Source organism: Bacillus sp. 2B09 (assembly GCF_003946835.1).
GTDB classification, from domain to species: Bacteria; Bacillota; Bacilli; order Bacillales; family Bacillaceae; genus Bacillus; species Bacillus altitudinis.
The window spans coordinates 922,570-942,177 of the sequence record NZ_RPSG01000001.1 but is presented as its reverse complement, the minus strand read 5'-3'; the positions used below and the strand labels follow the sequence as shown (position 1 = coordinate 942,177).

At 39.8% G+C, this 19,608-nt stretch carries 20 protein-coding genes and 1 tRNA gene; 19 read left to right on the top strand and 2 right to left on the bottom strand.

The genetic code is table 11. The features are described from left to right. Nucleotides 1-323 precede the first annotated feature (323 nt). Nucleotides 324-2,267 carry a lipoteichoic acid synthase gene (gene ltaS / locus EBQ12_RS04835; RefSeq protein WP_007497007.1) on the top strand — a complete coding sequence of 648 codons (1,944 nt, stop codon included), beginning with the start codon at nucleotides 324-326 and terminating at the stop codon, nucleotides 2,265-2,267. A 156-nt stretch (nucleotides 2,268-2,423) separates the two neighbouring features. After that, a complete protein-coding gene (lepB, locus tag EBQ12_RS04830; protein ID WP_035703366.1) occupies nucleotides 2,424-2,990 on the top strand; it encodes a signal peptidase I in 567 nt (188 codons plus the stop codon). 43 nt (nucleotides 2,991-3,033) lie between these two features. Here the strand turns inward: lepB and EBQ12_RS04825 are convergent, their stop codons facing one another. Then, nucleotides 3,034-4,326 carry a homocysteine synthase gene (locus tag EBQ12_RS04825; protein WP_019743963.1) on the bottom strand — a complete coding sequence of 431 codons (1,293 nt, stop codon included), beginning with the start codon at nucleotides 4,324-4,326 and terminating at the stop codon, nucleotides 3,034-3,036. A gap of 265 nt (nucleotides 4,327-4,591) precedes the next feature. Here EBQ12_RS04825 and EBQ12_RS04820 point away from each other — a divergent pair, with 265 nt between their 5' ends. The 13 genes from EBQ12_RS04820 to EBQ12_RS04760 all read left to right on the top strand — a co-directional run bounded on the left by EBQ12_RS04820 (nucleotide 4,592) and on the right by EBQ12_RS04760 (nucleotide 13,837). Continuing rightward, complete coding sequence (locus tag EBQ12_RS04820; protein ID WP_034647783.1) at nucleotides 4,592-4,747, top strand: FbpB family small basic protein; 156 nt, start codon at nucleotides 4,592-4,594, stop codon at nucleotides 4,745-4,747. Nucleotides 4,748-4,909: 162 nt separating this feature from the next. Then, a complete protein-coding gene (locus EBQ12_RS04815) occupies nucleotides 4,910-5,677 on the top strand; it encodes an ABC transporter ATP-binding protein (RefSeq protein WP_058337548.1) in 768 nt (255 codons plus the stop codon). Nucleotides 5,678-5,691: 14 nt separating this feature from the next. After that, the gene (locus EBQ12_RS04810; protein WP_125589198.1) at nucleotides 5,692-6,681 is read left to right on the top strand and encodes an aliphatic sulfonate ABC transporter substrate-binding protein; all 990 of its coding nucleotides are present in this window, start codon (nucleotides 5,692-5,694) and stop codon (nucleotides 6,679-6,681) included. 44 nt (nucleotides 6,682-6,725) lie between these two features. Further along, on the top strand, nucleotides 6,726-7,514 hold the full coding sequence (locus EBQ12_RS04805; protein WP_224559741.1) for an ABC transporter permease: 789 nt from the start codon (nucleotides 6,726-6,728) through the stop codon (nucleotides 7,512-7,514). 14 nt (nucleotides 7,515-7,528) lie between these two features. Next, nucleotides 7,529-8,671, top strand: coding sequence for an FMNH2-dependent alkanesulfonate monooxygenase (gene ssuD / locus EBQ12_RS04800; RefSeq protein WP_125589197.1), 1,143 nt, complete (start codon nucleotides 7,529-7,531; stop codon nucleotides 8,669-8,671). Between the two features lie 304 nt (nucleotides 8,672-8,975). Beyond that, complete coding sequence (locus EBQ12_RS04795; protein ID WP_125589195.1) at nucleotides 8,976-9,197, top strand: hypothetical protein; 222 nt, start codon at nucleotides 8,976-8,978, stop codon at nucleotides 9,195-9,197. Between the two features lie 17 nt (nucleotides 9,198-9,214). Continuing rightward, nucleotides 9,215-9,427 carry a hypothetical protein gene (locus tag EBQ12_RS04790; protein WP_003211695.1) on the top strand — a complete coding sequence of 71 codons (213 nt, stop codon included), beginning with the start codon at nucleotides 9,215-9,217 and terminating at the stop codon, nucleotides 9,425-9,427. Nucleotides 9,428-9,542: 115 nt separating this feature from the next. Continuing rightward, nucleotides 9,543-10,289, top strand: coding sequence for an ABC transporter ATP-binding protein (locus EBQ12_RS04785; RefSeq protein ID WP_008349096.1), 747 nt, complete (start codon nucleotides 9,543-9,545; stop codon nucleotides 10,287-10,289). Next, nucleotides 10,267-11,733 carry a hypothetical protein gene (locus EBQ12_RS04780; protein ID WP_008349094.1) on the top strand — a complete coding sequence of 489 codons (1,467 nt, stop codon included), beginning with the start codon at nucleotides 10,267-10,269 and terminating at the stop codon, nucleotides 11,731-11,733. Before EBQ12_RS04785 ends, EBQ12_RS04780 begins: the two co-directional genes overlap by 23 nt. After that, complete coding sequence (locus tag EBQ12_RS04775; protein ID WP_008349091.1) at nucleotides 11,717-12,622, top strand: PqqD family protein; 906 nt, start codon at nucleotides 11,717-11,719, stop codon at nucleotides 12,620-12,622. The genes EBQ12_RS04780 and EBQ12_RS04775 overlap by 17 nt, the downstream gene beginning before the upstream one ends. Beyond that, complete coding sequence (locus EBQ12_RS04770) at nucleotides 12,619-12,900, top strand: hypothetical protein (RefSeq protein WP_008349089.1); 282 nt, start codon at nucleotides 12,619-12,621, stop codon at nucleotides 12,898-12,900. Before EBQ12_RS04775 ends, EBQ12_RS04770 begins: the two co-directional genes overlap by 4 nt. 79 nt (nucleotides 12,901-12,979) lie before the next feature. Further along, nucleotides 12,980-13,636 carry a hypothetical protein gene (locus EBQ12_RS04765; RefSeq protein ID WP_125589192.1) on the top strand — a complete coding sequence of 219 codons (657 nt, stop codon included), beginning with the start codon at nucleotides 12,980-12,982 and terminating at the stop codon, nucleotides 13,634-13,636. Between the two features lie 127 nt (nucleotides 13,637-13,763). Beyond that, nucleotides 13,764-13,837, top strand: a tRNA-Gly gene (locus EBQ12_RS04760). A gap of 97 nt (nucleotides 13,838-13,934) precedes the next feature. On the opposite strand, the gene EBQ12_RS04755 is transcribed toward EBQ12_RS04760, so the two are convergent. Beyond that, the gene (locus EBQ12_RS04755) at nucleotides 13,935-14,531 is read right to left on the bottom strand and encodes a hypothetical protein (protein WP_125589191.1); all 597 of its coding nucleotides are present in this window, start codon (nucleotides 14,529-14,531) and stop codon (nucleotides 13,935-13,937) included. A gap of 83 nt (nucleotides 14,532-14,614) precedes the next feature. Here EBQ12_RS04755 and queG point away from each other — a divergent pair, with 83 nt between their 5' ends. The 4 genes from queG to EBQ12_RS04735 all read left to right on the top strand — a co-directional run bounded on the left by queG (nucleotide 14,615) and on the right by EBQ12_RS04735 (nucleotide 19,582). Continuing rightward, nucleotides 14,615-15,763: a tRNA epoxyqueuosine(34) reductase QueG gene (gene queG / locus EBQ12_RS04750; RefSeq protein WP_026050065.1), complete on the top strand. Its 1,149-nt coding sequence runs from the start codon at nucleotides 14,615-14,617 to the stop codon at nucleotides 15,761-15,763. A 61-nt stretch (nucleotides 15,764-15,824) separates the two neighbouring features. Beyond that, nucleotides 15,825-16,727: an amidase domain-containing protein gene (locus tag EBQ12_RS04745; RefSeq protein ID WP_125589189.1), complete on the top strand. Its 903-nt coding sequence runs from the start codon at nucleotides 15,825-15,827 to the stop codon at nucleotides 16,725-16,727. 43 nt (nucleotides 16,728-16,770) lie between these two features. After that, nucleotides 16,771-17,244: a tRNA (uridine(34)/cytosine(34)/5-carboxymethylaminomethyluridine(34)-2'-O)-methyltransferase TrmL gene (gene trmL / locus EBQ12_RS04740; protein WP_003211950.1), complete on the top strand. Its 474-nt coding sequence runs from the start codon at nucleotides 16,771-16,773 to the stop codon at nucleotides 17,242-17,244. Between the two features lie 442 nt (nucleotides 17,245-17,686). Then, on the top strand, nucleotides 17,687-19,582 hold the full coding sequence (locus EBQ12_RS04735) for a PrkA family serine protein kinase (protein ID WP_017360374.1): 1,896 nt from the start codon (nucleotides 17,687-17,689) through the stop codon (nucleotides 19,580-19,582). Nucleotides 19,583-19,608: the final 26 nt, after the last annotated feature.

Below are 19,608 nucleotides of genomic sequence, written 5' to 3'. Positions count from 1 at the left end.
TGATTCTTCCTTTTCTTTATAATTACTTTGACACGATTAGATGAAAAAAGTAAAGTAGTACTGAGTGATTTACAAAACCTTCATCATTCTCTGAAACATGAAGCGGCAGTAAATTTAATGTAAATGGATATTTTTCCTTTTATTTACTCGTATTTTTTTTGAAACTTATGATGCTTCTTATTCGTTATATTAAAGGAGCACATGTAACCTGCGGAGAAAAGAGCATCGGAATGCTTGGTGCAGAAGATTTACATTTGCAAAATCAATGTAAATTTTTTATGATTTCATTTATATCAGATCGAAAATAAGAAAGAAGAGGTTTTATGAAAAAAATATTTGCGAACAAATATAGCTTTTTTGTTTTGGCTGTCCTTTTATTTTGGGCAAAATCGTACACAGCCTACAAAATGGACTTTAATTTAGGAGTGAAGGGATCTTTTCAAGAGGGTCTTCTCTTATTAAATCCATTTAGTTCAGCCATCGTGTTTTTAGGACTTGCTCTCTTTTTGAAGGGGCGTAAATCGGCCATTGTTTTAATTGTCATTGATTTTATTATGACCGCACTTTTATATGCGAATGTAGCGTACTATCGTTTCTTTGATGATTTTTTAACATTCCCGACAATGAAACAAGCCGGTAATCTTGGGGGAGGTATGACCGGCGGTGTGTTAGCAAGTATTAAGCCGCATGACCTTTTGTACTTCCTTGATATCATCATTTTAATTGCCATTGTCATTTGGAGACCAGAAGTGAAGAAGTTCCAAATGAAAAAAACTTTCGCACTGCTGATTGTGGCTGCAGGTGTTGGACTGTTCTTCGTTAACCTACACTTAGCTGAAAAAGATCGTCCAGAATTATTGACGAGAACATTTGATCATAAGTATATTGTGAAATATTTAGGTGTTTATAACTATGCGATTTATGACGGCGTGCAAACCGCACAAAATGCAACGCAGGTAGCAAATGCGAGTAGTGATGATTTAACGGATGTTGTGAACTATACGACCTCTCACTATGCGAAACCAAATGCAGAATACTTTGGTCAAGCAAAAGGGAAAAACATCATCAAAATCCATTTAGAAAGCTTCCAGTCATTTTTAATTGACTACAAGTTAAATGGAGAAGAAGTGACGCCGTTTTTAAACAAACTAGCTCATGGAAAAGAAGATTTTACGTATTTTGATAACTTCTTCCACCAGACTGGTCAAGGGAAGACTTCTGATGCTGAGCTCATGATGGATAATAGTATGTTTGGCTTGCCAGAGGGTGCAGCGTTTGTGACAAAAGGTGAAAATACCTTCCAATCACTTCCTGCTATCTTAGATCAAAAAGCAGGCTATACGAGTGCAGTGCTTCACGGGGATTATAAATCTTTCTGGAACCGTGACACGATTTATAAACATATGGGAATTGATCAATTCTTCGATGCATCTTATTACAACATGGATGAAGAAAACCTTGTAAACATGGGTCTGAAGGATAAACCATTCTTTAAAGAATCAATCCCAATGTTAGAATCAATGAAAAAGCCATTTTATGCACACTTAATGACATTGACCAACCATTATCCATTTAATTTAGATGAGAAAGATGCGACAATCGCTAAGGCAACAACTGGCGATAAAACAGTGGATAATTATTTCCAAACAGCGAGATATTTGGATGAGTCATTAGAACAATTCTTTAAGGACTTGAAAAAATCGGGTCTGTATAAAGACTCAGTGATTCTATTATATGGTGACCATAATGGAATTTCTGAGAACCATAACCGTGCAATGAGTGAGATTCAAGGGAAAGAAATTACGCCATATCAAAATGCACAAAATCAGCGTGTACCGCTCATGATTCGTATCCCTGGGAAACAAGGCGGCGTGAATCATACGTATGGCGGTGAAGTAGACGTGATGCCAACGCTTCTTCACTTACAAGGTATTGATTCAAATGAGTACGTGAATTTTGGAACAGATTTATTCTCTAAGAAGCATGATCAAACTGTTGCATTCCGTAACGGAAACTATGTGACACCAAAATATACCCTTGTAGATAATACGGTCTACGATACAAAAACGGGTAAAGTGGTGAAACAAAACAAAAAGACAGAAGCGATTAAAGCCCGTGTTGATAATCAGTTAAGCCTGTCAGATAAAGTACTGTACAGGGATCTTCTTCGATTCCATAAGCTATCTGATTTTAAACCAGTGAATCCATCTGATTATTTCTATGGTAAAACAAACAAAGAGACAGAAGCGGATTCTTCTGCTAACTAACTGAGTTTTGGGCAAGCACAGAAAGGTGCTTGCCTTTTTCTCTCTTACAGCTTGATTTGTTGGCAAAATATGTTTATATTTAGGGAGAAACAAGCGTGGCGTCAGCGGTCAGCTGGTGATAACTCATTTTGTCCTAGGGGATTTCAGGAGGAGCTTATGACAACAAATACAAAAACACAAAAAAAGAAATCAGAATTATGGGGCTGGATCAAAGCCATCTTAATCGCATTTATTGCTGTTTTTATCATTCGTAACTTTTTATTCGCACCGTATATTGTGAAGGGGACTTCTATGGAACCGACACTGCATAATACAGAGCGGGTGTTTGTGAATAAAACAGTCGATTACTTCGGCGATTATAAACGCGGACAGATCATTGTTCTTGATGGGGAAGACCGCAGTACTCACTATGTGAAACGATTGATTGGTTTACCTGGTGATAAAATCGAAATGAAAAATGACCAGCTATATGTGAACGGTCAAAAAGTGGCGGAGCCTTATTTAACATCAAACAAAAAGAAAGCTGCCGCAGATGGCACCTTGCTGACACCTGATTTTGGTCCTCTTACAGTCCCTAAAGGAAAGTACTTTGTCATGGGTGACAATCGCCAAAAGTCAATGGACAGTCGCAATGGTTTAGGTCTTTTTACAAAGAGTGACATTCAAGGGACAACATCATTCGTGTTTTATCCCGTCCAAGATATTCGGTTAATCAATCACTAATCAATAAGAAAAAGCACACAGGCGTGTGCTTTTTTTTGTTTGGTTAAGACTGGCTTTTTGAAATCGCCTGTTCTAGATCTGCCAGAATATCTTCAATCGCTTCAGTTCCAACAGATAAACGAATAAGTTCTGGTGTCACCCCTGTGGCTTTTTGCTCTGCTTCACTTAATTGCTGATGCGTTGTGCTGGCAGGGTGGATGATGAGTGATTTAGAGTCGCCTACGTTTGCAAGATGTGAGAAAAGCTGAACCGAATCAATGAGTTTTTTTCCTGCGTCTTTGCCACCTTTAATGCCGAATGTGAGGATGGCACCTTGTCCTTTTGGTAAATAAGTTTGAGCCAGCTCAAAGGATTCATGGCCTTCAAGACCTGGATAGCTGACCCATTCTACAAGAGGATGATCTTGTAAAAATTGTGCTGTCTTCAATGCATTTTCACTGTGGCGTTCAAGGCGAAGATGCAATGTTTCTAAGCCTTGCAAGAGTAAAAATGAGTTGAATGGTGATAAAGCCGCCCCTAGATCACGTAAGAGCTGTACACGTGCTTTTGTGATATAAGCCGCTTCGCCAATTGCTTCCGTATACGTCAGGCCATGATAGCTTGGGTCTGGTTCAGTCAGGCCTTTGAACTTATCGCTATCACCCCAAGGAAACTTGCCGCTGTCGACGATGACTCCGCCAATGGATGTGCCGTGGCCGCCGATGAATTTCGTCGCTGAATGGACGACAATGTCTGCGCCAAATTCAATCGGTCTTAACAAATAAGGGCTTGCAAGTGTGTTATCCACAATTAGCGGGATATGGTGCTTGTGTGCAATGGCTGATACGGCTTCAATATGTAAAATGTCGCCTTTTGGATTTCCGATGCTCTCTGCATACACTGCTTTTGTTTTATCTGTAATGGCTGCTTCAAGTTCTTCAAGGTTTGAGGAATCCACAAACTTTACTGTTATTCCAAGCTTTTTCAAGGTATGAGCAAATAAATTATATGTGCCGCCATACAGACTGCTGGAGGATACGATTTCGTCACCAGCTCCTGCAATGTTTAAAATGGAGTAAGTGGTCGCTGCTTGTCCTGAGGAGACAGCAAGTGCACCAATTCCACCTTCAAGCTCAGCGATCCGTTTTTCAAACACATCATTTGTCGGGTTCATAATACGTGAATAAATATTACCGGGTTCCTGAAGTCCGAATAAATTCGCCGCATGCTCACTATCTCTAAAACCGAAAGAGCTTGTTTGGTAAATAGGTACAGCTCTTGAATAGGTGGCTGAATCCAGTTCTTGACCTGCGTGTATTGCTTTTGTTTCTAAACGAAATTGAAGTTCTTCTGACATGTGTGTATCCTCCTTTTGTTAGATAAAACCAACTACTTTAATAAGAAATATTTAATAAGACTATAAATCTTGTTTACTGCCCGGTCAATCATTTTTTAGATAAATCTGAAAAAACAATAAATATAGTTGACATGTCGGAATAGTATGTATTAACATAAGCATACTAAAAATACCAACAAGAATCGCTGATCGGTCAACCGAAGGCTCGTTCACTCAAGCATGAGTGAAGGGCCTTTTTTTATTTTAATCAGGAGGGAAGCTGAAGATGGAGAAAAAGAAAAAACGAAAAAAATACAGAAAACATTTGGATATCACATTAGACATTTTGATTGAGCGGAACAAATATGAGATTTACAGCAATCAAGAACGAATAGAAGAAATTTACGATCGTATTGATGAAAAGCATACAAGGTCGAAATAACCATTTTATAAAATATAGTTGATTTATAGGAATAATATGATTTAGGATGGTGCTAACAACTCAATATGAATAGCTGATCGGACAACACGAAGGCTCTTATCTCTCTTTTGGGATAAGGGCCTTTCTGTGTATTTATCTGATGACAAGAGGAGTGAACTTGCAATGACTATTTCCATTGATATTGTGGATAAGTCTTTTTGGAAAGACAAACAAACCATTCAAGTGCTTGAAAACGTAAGGCTCACCATCGTTCCTGGTGAATTCGTGACGGTGATTGGTCCGAGCGGATGCGGGAAAAGTACATTGCTGAAGATGATTGGAGGCCTTGATACAGATTATGATGGGCAGATCGTGATAGGAGAAAGGCGTGTGGTAGAACCAGGAATGAAACAGGGCTTTATCTTTCAAGAGCATCGCTTGTTTCCATGGCTGACGGTCGAAGAAAATATCGCTGCCAATTTCAATTTAAAACAGGTGGCTGTTCGCCGCAAAGTGGATGAATTAATTGAAATTGTTCGGTTAAAAGGTTTTGAACACGCCTATCCACATGAGCTTTCAGGCGGGATGTCACAACGTGTTGCTATTGCAAGAGCACTTCTGCGTGATCCGGAGATTTTATTGCTTGATGAACCTTTTGGTGCGCTAGATGCATTTACACGGAAACACTTACAGGATGTACTGCTGGATATTTGGCAGGAGAAAAGAACAACGATGGTGCTTGTCACTCATGATATTGACGAATCCATTTATTTAGCCAATGAAATTGTGCTGTTACAAGCAAGACCCGGTCGAATTCATAAAATCCTTCCCGTGAACTTACCATTCCCGCGGAATAGAACGTCAACAGCTTTTCAGAGCTTAAGACAAAAGGTGCTTTCAGAATTTGAGAAAACAGATGAGCTGTTACTGACGAATGGCTCAGGAATTTAAGGAGGTCAAATTGAATGAAAAGGCAAAAAAAGATCGTTCTCTTTCTGGGTATCCTCCTTGTATTAGCTGGGTGTGGTCAAGCAGCGAATGGATCAGAAGACAAGCCGAAAGAGATTCGGATTGGGATTCAGCAAAGTCTAAGCCCACTTCTTTTAGCAAAGGAAAAAGGGTGGTTTGAGCAATCATTTGAAAAAGAAGGTGTGAAAGTCAAGTGGGTGGAGTTCCAAAGTGGTCCACCCCAATTCGAAGGACTCGCTGCCAATCAATTAGATTTTTCACAGGTTGGTAATTCACCTGTTATAGCCGGTCAGGCAGCAGGTATTGATTTTAAGGAAATTGGTTTATCTCAGGATGGGTTAAAGGCGAATGGGATTTTAGTGAATAAGAACAGTGAGATTCAAAAAGTAGAAGATTTAAAAGGGAAAAAAATTGCCGTTGCCAAAGGAAGCAGTGGTTTTGACTTTTTATACAAAGTATTAGATCAGGCTGGTTTATCTGCAAAGGATGTTCAGATCATTCAGCTTCAGCCGGATGAGGCAATATCTGCGTTTGAAAATGGGTCAGTTGATGCTTGGTCGATCTGGGAGCCGTTCTTATCACTTGAAACGATAGAAAAGGGAGCAAAGCTACTGGTTAATGGAGAAGCGACCGATTTATATTCACCTGGATTCACACTTGTCAGAACCAAGTTTGCCGATGAACACCCTGAACTAGTGGAACAATTTTTAAAAGTATATGACAAAGCGGTGAAATGGCAGAAAGATCATCAACAGGAAGCCATTACACTTTATGCTCGTTTGAAACAATTAGATCAGAAGGTGGTGACACAAGTATTAAACAATACAGAGCCGCTCAATGAGCCCATTTCTAAGAAAATCATAAACGCCCAGCAGCATACAGCTGATTTTCAATATCAAACAAAGGCGATTCAGCGGAAGATTGATGTCAATCAGGTGGTAGATAATTCGTTTATTGAAAAAATGCTGAAAGAGGAGAAGAGTTGATGAAAGCTGCATCTAACCCAGCCCTTGTGACTAAAACCGAGCGAATGAAGAAAAAAAGGAGAAAAGCTTCATCCTTCATCATGTTAAAAGGACTTGTATTACCTGCTTTACTCATTGCGATTTGGCAGGGAGCTGCTGCTTCCCAAATCGTTTCTTCTACTGTACTACCTGCACCCACTGTCATTGCGGAATCTTTTCGTGAGTTGATTCGTTCCGGTGAGCTGTTTGGCCATCTTTACATCAGTCTCTACAGAGCAATATGCGGGTTTTTACTTGGGGGAGGTTTAGGGCTTGTGATGGGGCTGTGTGTCGGTTTTTCTAGGAAAACCGAGCAGTATGTAGATCCGACCTTGCAAATGCTGAGAACAGTTCCTCATTTAGCGGTGACTCCTTTATTTATTCTTTGGTTTGGTTTTGATGAATCAGCGAAAATTTTATTGATTGCACTTGGGGCTTTTTTTCCGATCTATATCAATACCTTTCTAGGAATTCGCAGTGTAGATAACAAGCTGTTCGATGTGGCTCGCGCTTTAGAGTTTAATCTGTATCAAAATATCACAAAGCTCATTTTACCTGCTGCCCTTCCTCATATTCTTCTGGGCGTGAGGCTTTCATTAGGCATTGCCTGGCTTGGTTTAGTGGTGGCTGAATTGATGGGGTCGAGTAGTGGAGTCGGCTACATGATTATGGATGCAAGACAATTCTCGCAAACGGATAAAGTGTTTGTAGGGATTATCATCTTTGCGGTAGTTGGTAAGATGACTGATTCATTTGTACGGCTGTTAGAAAAGCGACTACTCAAATGGCGCACAAGTTATCAAGGTGAAAAATAATAGGAGGCGATATGATGAATATTCTATGGTTTATTCCAACGCATGGGGATGGGCGTTATTTAGGATCATCGAAAGGGGCAAGACAGGCAGACTATCCGTATTTTAAACAAATAGCTCAAGCTGCCGATCAGCTTGGGTACACAGGGGTCTTGCTGCCTACAGGTAGATCTTGTGAAGATCCATGGCTGACAGCGGCCGCTTTAGCTGCAGAAACAACCCATTTAAAGTTTCTTGTGGCTCTTCGGCCAGGGTTGATGCAGCCGTCTGTTGCTGCTAGAATGACCTCCACATTTGATCGGCTTTCAGGCGGGAGACTGCTGATCAATGTTGTAGCGGGAGGAAGTAAAGAAGAACTTGAAGGAGACGGGCTATTCATTTCTCATGATGAACGCTATGAGGCAACAGAAGAATTTTTGACCATCTGGAAGCGGTTATTGAAAGGAGAGAATGTTCAGTTTCAAGGGAAGCATCTGCAAGCACAAAATGGACGTCTGCTATTTCCACCAGCTCAAACACCACATCCACCCGTTTTTTTTGGAGGATCATCAGAAGCAGGCATTCAAGCCGCTGCAAAACATACAGATGTTTATTTAACTTGGGGCGAGCCTCCTGCACAAGTAAAAGAGAAAATCGCACAAGTGAAAAAGCAGGCTGAAAAAGAAGGAAGAACGGTGAGGTTTGGTATTCGACTTCATGTGATCGTGAGGGAAACGGAAGATGAAGCTTGGCAAGCAGCGGAACATCTGATTCGTCATTTAGATCAAGAGACTATTGATGAGGCGCAAAAGACTTTACAAGGGATGGACTCAGTAGGGCAAAAACGAATGGTTGAATTACATCAAGGGAATAAAGAGAAGCTTGAAATTAGCCCTAATCTTTGGGCAGGCATTGGCTTAGTTAGAGGCGGGGCAGGAACAGCGCTCGTCGGGGACCCGCATACAGTAGCAGAACGTGTAATAGAATATCAGTCTCTAGGTATTGATACATTTATCTTTTCTGGTTATCCGCACTTAGAAGAATCTTATTATTTAGCAGAACTTGTTTTCCCGCTTCTCCCATTTAAAAGAAATGGTGGTGCAGGACCACACGTTCCTGCTGGTGAAATTATTGGGAACAATTACTTTCCTGATACAGCCTCTGCTGCAAGTTCCTCATAAATGAAAGCAAAGCAGTCATACTTGTGTCGGGCTGCTTTGCTTTTTTTATAGAAAGAGATGCAAGTAAAATGATATGTGCTGTGGAAGAAGGCAAGGGCTTTTTTCCCAACAGGATTTCTTGTATATACATATTTTAAGAGACAAGAGAAGAAGGAAAATATGCTCACTCTTTTGTCGGAATTATCAGTTAATATGTCGTATTTGATGTGATAACAACATATAATTAGGACTTTTATATCTGATATATCGGGGGAATTCTTTCTATCTCAAAAAAATGAAAGATTAAATAGAAGAGATGAAGAAAATGAACTATTTGAAAAAAGGCAGAAAAAAGATGGATTTATTGCCAATATATGGGTTTGTTGGTTCTTATGTCGTGGTGAAAAATAGTAAAAAAGGGAGAATTTATACAGTTGAACATGAACAATTGAATAAAAAGTCACTTTTTACACGAAAATATGTTCGGTCAAAAATGGGATCTTCTGTTGATGTTTGGAGTGTGACGCCTATGATACGATCATCATAAGCTGGGAGGTGAAAAGTATGACTTATGCAGCGCCGCAAGTTGACTATTCCACTATGGAACCTGCTATTATGGACCAAGCTTGGTTCTTAGTATTTGTTGCTGTCCTTCTTGGATTGGGGGCAACAGTTGTTCTAGGAGCAGCAGTTTGGTGTTTAGCAAACGGCAAGGGTAGCTTTACAGGAGCCGTTCAGTGGGAAAGTGGCTTAAAAGTCCAAATTGAATGTAAGTAGCTATACTTAGGATTCATCTTTTTACTTCTTAGATAAGACACCAGGGCTAAACCGTCTGTGGCGGGCGGTTTAGCCTGATCTGTTTTTAAAGAATATGCAGACACTTGGAGGTTATATGTTTACGATCGAGAATTTAACCAAGACGTATAAAAATAACGTGACTGCTGTCAATGATTTTCATTTGAAAATTGCCCCTCATCAAATCGTTGCTGTGGCTGGACCAAATGGATCCGGTAAAACAACGATGATTAACTGTGTACTCGGCATCATTAAGCATACAGAAGGAACCATTCATATTAAGGACGTCACAAATGATGATCCATCCTTTAAAAAACAAGTCGCCTATGTTCCAGATGATCTGCTGCTCCCTGAAGCATTGACTGGTGCTGAATATTTAGATTTCGTTTCTTCTATGTATGAATGTAAAACAATTCAAAGAAGAAATCAACTAATTGAATTGTTTGATATGGAATCAGCTTTATCAAGACCGATTGAAACCTATTCCCATGGAATGAAAAAAAAGACACAGCTGATTGCTGCCTTTATGCTTGAGAGTCAATTAGTGATCATGGATGAGCCCTTTAGAGGACTTGATATTGAAGCGGTTATAAACACAAAGAAACTAATGAAACGTTATGCCGAGCACCATGGTGCAATCTTGCTTTCAACGCATGATATGCTTTCAGCGGAAGAGCTGTGCCACAAGATCGCCATTATTTCTAAAGGAAATAAAATGGATGAAGGGACGGTTTCAGCCTTAAAAGAAAAGTATCAATCAAGCACATTGGAACAGGTGTTTCTGAAAGCTTCAATGTTAAGTGATAGGGGTGCACATTTTGATGAAATCATTAATCATTTCTAAAATGATGCTTAAAATGTGGCAGCAGGAGATGTATAAGCTCTTTGATACTCAAACGAAGCGAATCATTGTGGTCTTATTCTTTTTGTTTGCAGTCACAATGGGAGCCATCATCGGATACAGTTTTACGGGTGTCTTTATGAAGGCTTTCTTAAATGGAGATGAACGTTCACTTGGGTTGTTGGTTGTGTCGATGGCAATCAATGCATCCATTTTTACAAGCTTGTTATTTGTGCTGATCAAAGTCAGAACACCTGAACAAGATCGTTTTTCTATGCAGCTCAGCTGGTTTCCGCTGTCTACCTTTCAAAAAAGTCTTGGTTACTTCATTCCGATGGTGACAGTCGTGACAGGGCTTGTTTTATTTTTCATCGGGATCTTGCTTTTACCTAATTTTATTGCACAAGGGATCGGTATTTTCTTTATTCTTACGTTCTTTTTGATGGTGCTGTTGCAATCGCTCTTTGTCTTAACACTGCTTCAGCTCATTTACAACGTGACTTATTTACTCGTACTAAAATTAAAATTACCGTTGCAAAAATTTGCAGCGATATTTGTTTTATTAGCGCTAGTTGTAGCGTATGGAATGACACATTTCGACATCAATCAAATACAGCAATCATATGTACAGTTTGATTATCATTTGATGTATTTTACAGCACCGTTTTTCTTAGCGGCACAAGGGATGTCTCCTGACGGGGTGAATTATGCGATGTTGATCCTCTTCATCCTATTATCTGCGGGAGGCGCATTTATTTCTCTTGCTTTAATGCCAATTATGGCTGAGAAAAAAGCGTTAACCTTTCTGCACAAACTGCCATTTTCATCTTCGAAAAAGTGGTCACTCATTGTAAAGGAAATAAAGTCACAAGTGAGAAATGAAGAAAATATTTTAAACTTTCTCATCCTCCTTATTGTCATTTTATTTGTCCGTTATCAGTTTGCCTTCCGCTTTGAAGGAGAAGCTTTTTTTGTCCTATGTGCGCTAGCTGGGTTAACAGCTTTTAATTCATTTGGCAATGACAAACGTATGCTTGGGATGTATAAAACGTTTGGTCTAAGGCCGTGGGAAGTGGCGCTTTATAAGTTCCTCGGGCTTTTGCTCGTTGGTGTGATCCAAATTGTTTTATTTATGATCACAACACTGACGCTCCCGGATCAGATCTGGATCGTGTTGATTGGCGCTGCTGTCTTGTGTAATGCAACGGCTCTCTTTTATGTGGTAGGTATTTTATTACCCCTTGATCGAAATAATCCTTACACAGGTATTTTCTCGTTTGGAGCGCTTATTTTAATCATGATTCCGATTGTATTTATTGGAAACTATGTGATAGGGGAATCGAGTCAAATGCTTCAGTGGCTGCTTGTGGCAGGATTTGAATGTCTGCTCATCTTTGCCATATATAAAGGTTTTTCATGGAGGTATTCACATGATTCAACTTCTTAACAATAAGCTAAAGATTGAGCGGGTGCCGGCACTTGCGCCATATGTGACTTTACAAAAAAGGCATTTGACTGATACGCAGTACGGAAGCTCACTTCCAATTAACGAAAGTGCATATCATATGTTAACGAAAGTGGATGGTCAAAGGACAGAGGCGAGTATTACGGCAGAACTCGCCGATTTGTTTCAGGTCGATGAGTCTGTGATTGCCCGCGATTTTTATCAATTGATGATGGGGCTGAATCAGCATCACTTGCTGTCGATTCATTATCAATCGCCATATCGGACTGTCACAGCCTTCTGTCAATTTTTTAAGCAGTATCAAGTAAAGATGAAAGAGCGGTTTGACTGCACGGGTCATTCATTTCTTCACATATTGGGTACGGCTCTGCTGATGGTGACGCGCAAAATCATCTTTTTCTGGGTGCTCTTTATGATCATGGCGGGAATCGCCTTTTTATTTATTCCTGATCCATCGATTGCAGCCATTGCCATTTATTTTACGATTATTTATTTTGGATTAATTACTGGAACTGCCTTGCATGAGGCGGCACATGGGTATGCACATCGGAAGTTCGCCGGCCGGGATGGTCCTCAAGGCTTTTTTGCGAGCGATATGATGTCTGTGAAATTTGTGAGGCCTGTTTTAGACCCGTTTCAGAAAAAACAGGTGTGGATTACACTGCTTGGTCCGCTTTTGCCGGGGCTCATTGGCGCAGCCGGAATCATTGTGACTGTTTTATTTCTAAAAGAAAATCCAATTTCGACAGGGTTTTTCATTTTTTCAATCACGTATTTTATTCAATTGCTCTACCTTCTTCCGTTTATGGGGGATGGTAAGTCTATTATGAAGCAGTTATTGCTTGGTGGAATGGGAGGACAACGATCATGAACGTTCAGGCAATGAAACAAGGTGCAATTGTTGGTAGTTTCCTAGGTTTCTTAGGTTTTCCGATGCTGACCATTGGTGTTCTGTTCTATCACTTATTTCAATCAAAAACAAATAATGAATTATTATTTAACAGTCTTGCTTTTGAAATGGAAGGTTCGTCTGCATTTACGTTCCAAATCAAACCAAACTTTTTTATTTATATGGTTGTCATTTTTGCTGTCAGTTTTCTCATTGTGGCATTCCTATCAGCCATGAAACAGAAAAAAGCGAAAGATTAGGAGAATTCTCCTAATCTTTTTTTGTATAATCAACCAAATTTTAGTATAATAAAAAATAAAAGTATAAAAGGGGATATCAATGATTAAGAAATGGAGCATTCTTTTATTTACTGTTTTTCTATTAGCAGGATGCAGCGAGAAGGCTGCAGAAACAACAACGACAGAGAAAACGGTCTCTAAAATAGAAACAGAGTCTGACTCTAAAAACCAAGTAACGATTGAAAAAATGAAACTGACAAAGAAAGAAAAGAACTTACTAGAGGCATCAACCACTAATGAAATGGTGGCTTTAACAATAAAAGGATTAACGAAGAATGATAAGAGTATTACTTTTATCGGGAGCCACTACAAAAATGGCCGACTAGTTGATAAGGAAGCATCTTCTTCGACTTTTACGTTACATCAGGATGGAACTGACCAAACAATGAATATACTTTTACAATTAAGGTATGAGAAAGATACATATGAATCACAATTTAGTATGTGGTCAGACAACGAGAATGAGGGAATGACAAAAGCAACAGCAAGCTTTCCGTTCAAAGTAAGTGATTATGTTTTTTCTACACAATCTGATACTGTCAAAGTCTCTTCTGGAGGAAAGGCACTAATTGCATATACAGCGGCAATGGGGAAAGACGGAAATTCACCGATGATTGAAGTGATTGAGAAAAATCCTAAGCAAGCGCTGAAGAATAAGTCACATGCCTACTTATTTTATATCCAGCTCGATAAATAACTATCGTAATATATATGGAGAATATGAAATTTTTTGACGAAAAATCTTCATATTCTCTTGACGAATTGTTAAGAAAGTTGTAACATAATAAAAGTCAACGCAATGATGTTGTCTTTAAAAGATTGATGCGGGTGTAGTTTAGTGGTAAAACCTCAGCCTTCCAAGCTGATGTCGTGAGTTCGATTCTCATCACCCGCTCCAATACATAATTTTGTTTATAACGCAGTATTTCGTTTCATAGATAAACGAAGTGTTGCGTTTTTTATTATGTCAGTATAATGTAAAAAGCACTGTGACCCTACAGTGCTTTTTCAATGAGTTCATATTTACTTTCTCCACCATGTATTTGTATAAACATCTTCGTCAAGGATTGTATAAGCGCTTCACTCTTTTCCAGGGAAATAGATGGTGGGAAGAGAATGATTTGAAGAATGTTTTTTGTGTCTTGAGAAATTTGAGCTTTACTTGCTTGAGAAAATAACCCTGTAAGCTCTTCGCCATCCTGCCATTCAATATGACCAGTTTCATTTTTGGATAATGAAAGAGGCCCTTTCAATTGATCGGCATCTAATGTAAGGATAGGCAAGAAATATTTTAATGAAAAAAATATCGACAAATCCTGTACGGAATTGGTCGAGTCAATAAATTGTTCTTTTTGAATATCAGCAAGTAGCGGAAGAAAGGGGATACCTTCTAGAAGATTCGTCCATTCATTGATCGCTGGTACTTCTTCCAAAGTTTGATCTTCATATTCAAAAAACAAAGACTCTTGAAACAGGCGCAGTCGGCCTTTTAACATTTGAGGGGATTTTCCTATCTCAATATGTGAATATTCAATCTGTCCAACATGGATAGACGGGCTTTGAGGTTGGGAGATTTCCATTTGTATCTTCACAGTGACTCACTCCAATCGGTCATGATACACTCGTATTATACTGAAAACAACTGAAGAAACAAAGAAAGGAGGTTTGCAAGGTGATTCATGTTGGACAATTAAAAGAAGAATTAATTCAATATGCGAACGAAATTGGTGTCGATAAAATTCGATTTGCGAGTGCTGATACATTTGATTCATTAAAGGATCGCCTCATCTTACATGAATCGTTAGGGTATTTGTCCGGTTTTGAAGAGCCTGATATCGAAAAACGAACAAATCCTGCTTTGCTGCTTCCAAAAGCAAAATCAATTGTCGCCATTGCGCTCGCATATCCATCTAAAATGAAAGATGCTCCCCGAAGTACAAAGGATGCAAGAAGAGGGATTTTTTGCAGAGCTTCATGGGGAACTGATTATCATGTTGTGCTGAAAAAAAAGCTCGACATGCTTGAAGAATTTTTGCGCAGTAAACACGAAGATATACGGACAAAATCAATGGTGGACACAGGTGAATTGTCTGACCGTGCTGTAGCCGAACGTGCTGGCATTGGCTTTAGTGCAAAGAACTGTATGATTATCACACCTGAGTTCGGATCTTATGTCTATTTGGCTGAGATGATCACAAATGTTCCATTTGAACCGGATGAGAAAATAGAAGACCAGTGCGGAACTTGTAATAAATGTGTGGATTCATGCCCAACGGGTGCTCTTGTGAATCCAGGCCAGCTCAATTCTCAAAGGTGTATTTCGTTTTTAACACAGACAAAAGGGTTTTTACCTGACGAATTTCGCTCGAAAATAGGAAATCGGTTGTATGGATGTGATACGTGCCAAACGGTCTGCCCAATTAATAAAGGGAAAGACTTTCATCTACATCCTGAAATGGAGCCGGACCCTGAAATTGCAAAGCCGCTCTTAAAGCCACTGCTGACAATCAGCAATCGTGAATTTAAAGAGAAGTATGGTCATGTTTCTGGATCATGGCGAGGGAAAAAGCCTATTCAGCGGAATGCCATTTTGGCACTTGCTCACTTTAAAGATACATCTGCTTTGCCAGATTTGGTTGACCTGATGCATAAAGATCCAAGACCGGTCATTCGAGGCACGGCTGCTTGGGCAATCGGTAAAATTGGCGATGGTCAGCAGCTTTCAGAACTCGAAAAAGCCCTTGAGCGGGAAAGTGATGAAGAAGCAAAACAAGAGATCATCAAAGGGATTGAATTGTTACAAACACCTTTAAATACTAAATAACCTCCCATTGAACATAGAATGAACCAAACAGAGATGTTAAAAAAAGTTTGGTGGTGTCTGTGTGAAACAATTATTAGAACAAACGTTAGAAGACAGACTGGCATATTTATTAAATGGCAGTACGATCAAACAGCCGCAGCTGATGTCTGATGTGGACGCTGTGGAGCGAAAGAAAGAGCTGTTTGCAAGAAGACAAGTTGAGATTGTCAAGGCGAAAGCAAAAGCAAAACTTCTCGATTCAGCTATTCAAGATGATGGAGCTCAGCAAGTACAATATCTCGCTCACCTCACTTATGTCTGTAAGGATATAGACGATTCTTTTTATTTAGAGGAACAGGTTGAGAAAAGAGAAGCGTTTCTTTATAACGACATGCTTGTGAAAGATCGGATGATGTTAGAAGAACGACAAAAGGAAGATCAGGTGGATGAGCGCTTCCAAAACGAAGACCAATTTGGAAGAGCTTTTCACTATGACCGGCGTGCTGCTGTTCAATATGCTGAGACGTATTGGAATAAACGAAATCCAGCCTATAAAAATTTCGAAGATAACTGTACGAATTTTATTTCACAATGTCTAAAAGCAGGGAATGCGCCAACGAGAGGATATCCGAACCGTGGATCTGGCTGGTGGGTTCGTCCACATACATGGAGCTACAGCTGGACGGTGGCACATTCGATGAAAAATTATTTAGCGAATTCCAAAGCGGGGTTGAGAGCGAAGAAGCTCAAGGAGCCGCAGGAGCTTCAAATAGGTGATGTGATTTGCTACGATTTTGAGGGTGACGGTAGGTATAATCATACAACCATTGTTGTTGATCATGATAAAGGCGGAATGCCTCTTGTGAATGCACAAACGTATGACAGCCGTATGCGTTACTGGTCGTATGAAGATTCAACGGCTTATACACCTAGTATTCTTTATACGTTTTTTCACATTTTGGACGATGCTCCGAAGGATAGTTAATGGTATAATGTTGAGCGGAAAAGAAAATTAGAGGTGAACTTTTTTGGGACTTCATGTCGTTTTATATCAACCAGAAATTCCAGCTAATACTGGAAATATTGCGCGAACATGTGCAGCAACAAATACAACACTTCATCTGATTCGTCCGCTTGGTTTTTCGACAGATGATAAAATGCTGAAGCGTGCAGGACTCGATTATTGGAAATATGCCAATGTCGTCTATCATGATTCATTAGATGAATTGTTTGAGGCTCATCCGAAGGGGCAATTTTTCTATATCACAAAGTTTGGGCAAAAGCCGCATACAACGTTCGATTACTCGCAGCTAGATGAAGACTACTTCTTTGTATTTGGCAGAGAGACGAGTGGATTGCCAAAAGATTTGATTGAACGGAATATGGATCGCTGTCTACGTTTACCAATGACAGAGCATGTTCGTTCACTGAATCTATCGAATACGGCAGCGATTCTTGTGTATGAGGCGCTTCGCCAGCAGCAATACCGAGATTTGATATAAGAACATGATAAAAGCCGAGATCCGATCTCGCTTTCAGTGAATATGTAAGTACTGAAAATATGAACGAAATGAAAAAGGATGTTCCGCTGATGGAACATCCTTTTTTTCATTTACCAGGCTTGCCTTCGTAGCCAGCTGTGAAAATGGATACTAAAAACGTAATGATGACGCCCATCATAATGACCGTTCTCATATAAGCTCCCCCTTATCCCTTTGTTCCTTTGCTGCCGGTTTCATATGTTGTGAAGTTCGCCTTGAAAAGCAGGAGATGAAGATCATTTTTCTCCTGTTTTTCCTTTATTATGAAGGGTCTTGCGGATGGTTGTCAATTCAGTTTGCCAATTCGTCATTTTGAAGAACGAAAGCATGTAATAGGACGCCTCCGCATAGATTGTAAAACAGTATCTGATTTCTAGCTTCAATCTTGAAAGAGGAGGTTCATATGGATATTTTAAAGAAAATTGAACAGCACAGAGAAGAAGAGCAGCGACTGAAATGGGAAGGCACCTTCAGCGAATATTTAGATATTATTAAAGAAAATCCACTTGTCGCTCAATCTGCTCATTCTCGCGTTTATCATATGATTAAGGACAGCGGGATTGAAGAGGAGAATGGGGTCAGAACCTACAAATTTTTTGATCAGGAGCTTTTTGGTTTAGAGGAATCATTGGAAAGGCTAGTGGAAGAGTATTTTCACCCTGCGGCTAAACGTTTAGATGTCAGAAAGCGTATTTTGTTGTTAATGGGTCCAGTCAGCGGCGGGAAATCGACACTTGTCACAAGGCTGAAAAGAGGGCTGGAAGAGTATTCACTAACAGATCATGGCGCAGTCTATGCGATTAAAGGCTGCCCAATGCATGAAGATCCGCTTCATCTCATTCCGCAAAATCTGCGGGAGGATTTCTATAGAGAATACGGCATACGTGTGCAGGGGAATTTATCACCTTTGAACTTGATGAGGCTCGAAGAGGAATATGGCGGCCGCATTGAGGATGTGAGAGTGGAACGAATTTTTTTCTCAGAGGACAAACGGACCGGCATTGGTACCTTCAGCCCGTCTGATCCGAAATCTCAGGACATTGCTGACTTAACAGGAAGTATTGATTTTTCAACGATTGCTGAATTTGGTTCAGAGTCAGACCCGCGTGCGTACCGGTTTGATGGAGAGCTCAATAAAGCGAACCGTGGAATGATGGAATTTCAGGAGATGTTAAAGTGTGATGAGAAATTTCTATGGCATCTTCTTTCATTAACGCAGGAGGGAAATTTTAAGGCAGGGCGTTTTGCGTTGATTAGTGCGGATGAATTGATTGTTGCACATACGAATGAAACGGAGTACCGGTCATTTATTTCAAATAAAAAGAACGAGGCTTTACACTCAAGAATTATTGTGATGCCGATCCCTTATAATTTAAAGGTGACAGAGGAAGAACGCATTTATCATAAGATGATTTCAGAAAGTGATGTCTCAGATGTTCATATTGCGCCGCATACGCTAAAGGTGGCTGCGATGTTCTCTATTTTGACAAGGCTGAAAGAGCCGAAGCGGTCTGATATCGATTTGGTGAAAAAAATGCGACTGTATGATGGGGAAAGTGTCGAAGGTTTCCAATCTGTTGATATTGATGAGATGAAAAAGGAATTTCATGACGAAGGAATGAGCGGAATTGACCCGAGATATGTCATTAACCGCATTTCATCCACCATTATTCGAAAGAACATGGAATCCATCAATGCACTGGATGTCCTCCGTTCCTTAAAAGAAGGACTCGATCAGCATCCATCGATCTCAAGTGAAGATCGGGAACGTTATTTGAATTTTATTTCTGTCGCACGAAAAGAGTATGACGATATGGCGAAGAAGGAAGTTCAAAAGGCATTTGTGTATTCCTATGAGGAGTCTGCGAAAACTCTCATGGATAATTACTTAGATAATGTTGAGGCGTACTGCAATAAAAACAAACTGCGTGATCCGTTAACAGGTGAAGAAATGAATCCTGATGAAAAGCTCATGCGTTCAATTGAGGAACAGATCGGCATTTCTGAAAACGCCAAAAAGGCATTCAGAGAAGAAATCCTTATTCGGATTTCAGCTTATGCGAGAAAGGGCAAACGCTTTGATTATAATTCTCATGAGAGGTTACGAGAAGCCATTCAGAAGAAGCTCTTTGCCGATTTGAAAGATGTCGTGAAAATTACGACATCGACAAAAACGCCGGATGAGCAGCAGTTGAAAAAGGTCAATGAAGTAGTGGCGCGATTGATTGATGAGCATGGCTATAATTCTACAAGTGCAAATGAACTCTTAAAATATGTAGGCAGTCTTCTGAATCGTTAATAAATGAAGGAGGCATTATTGGCGCA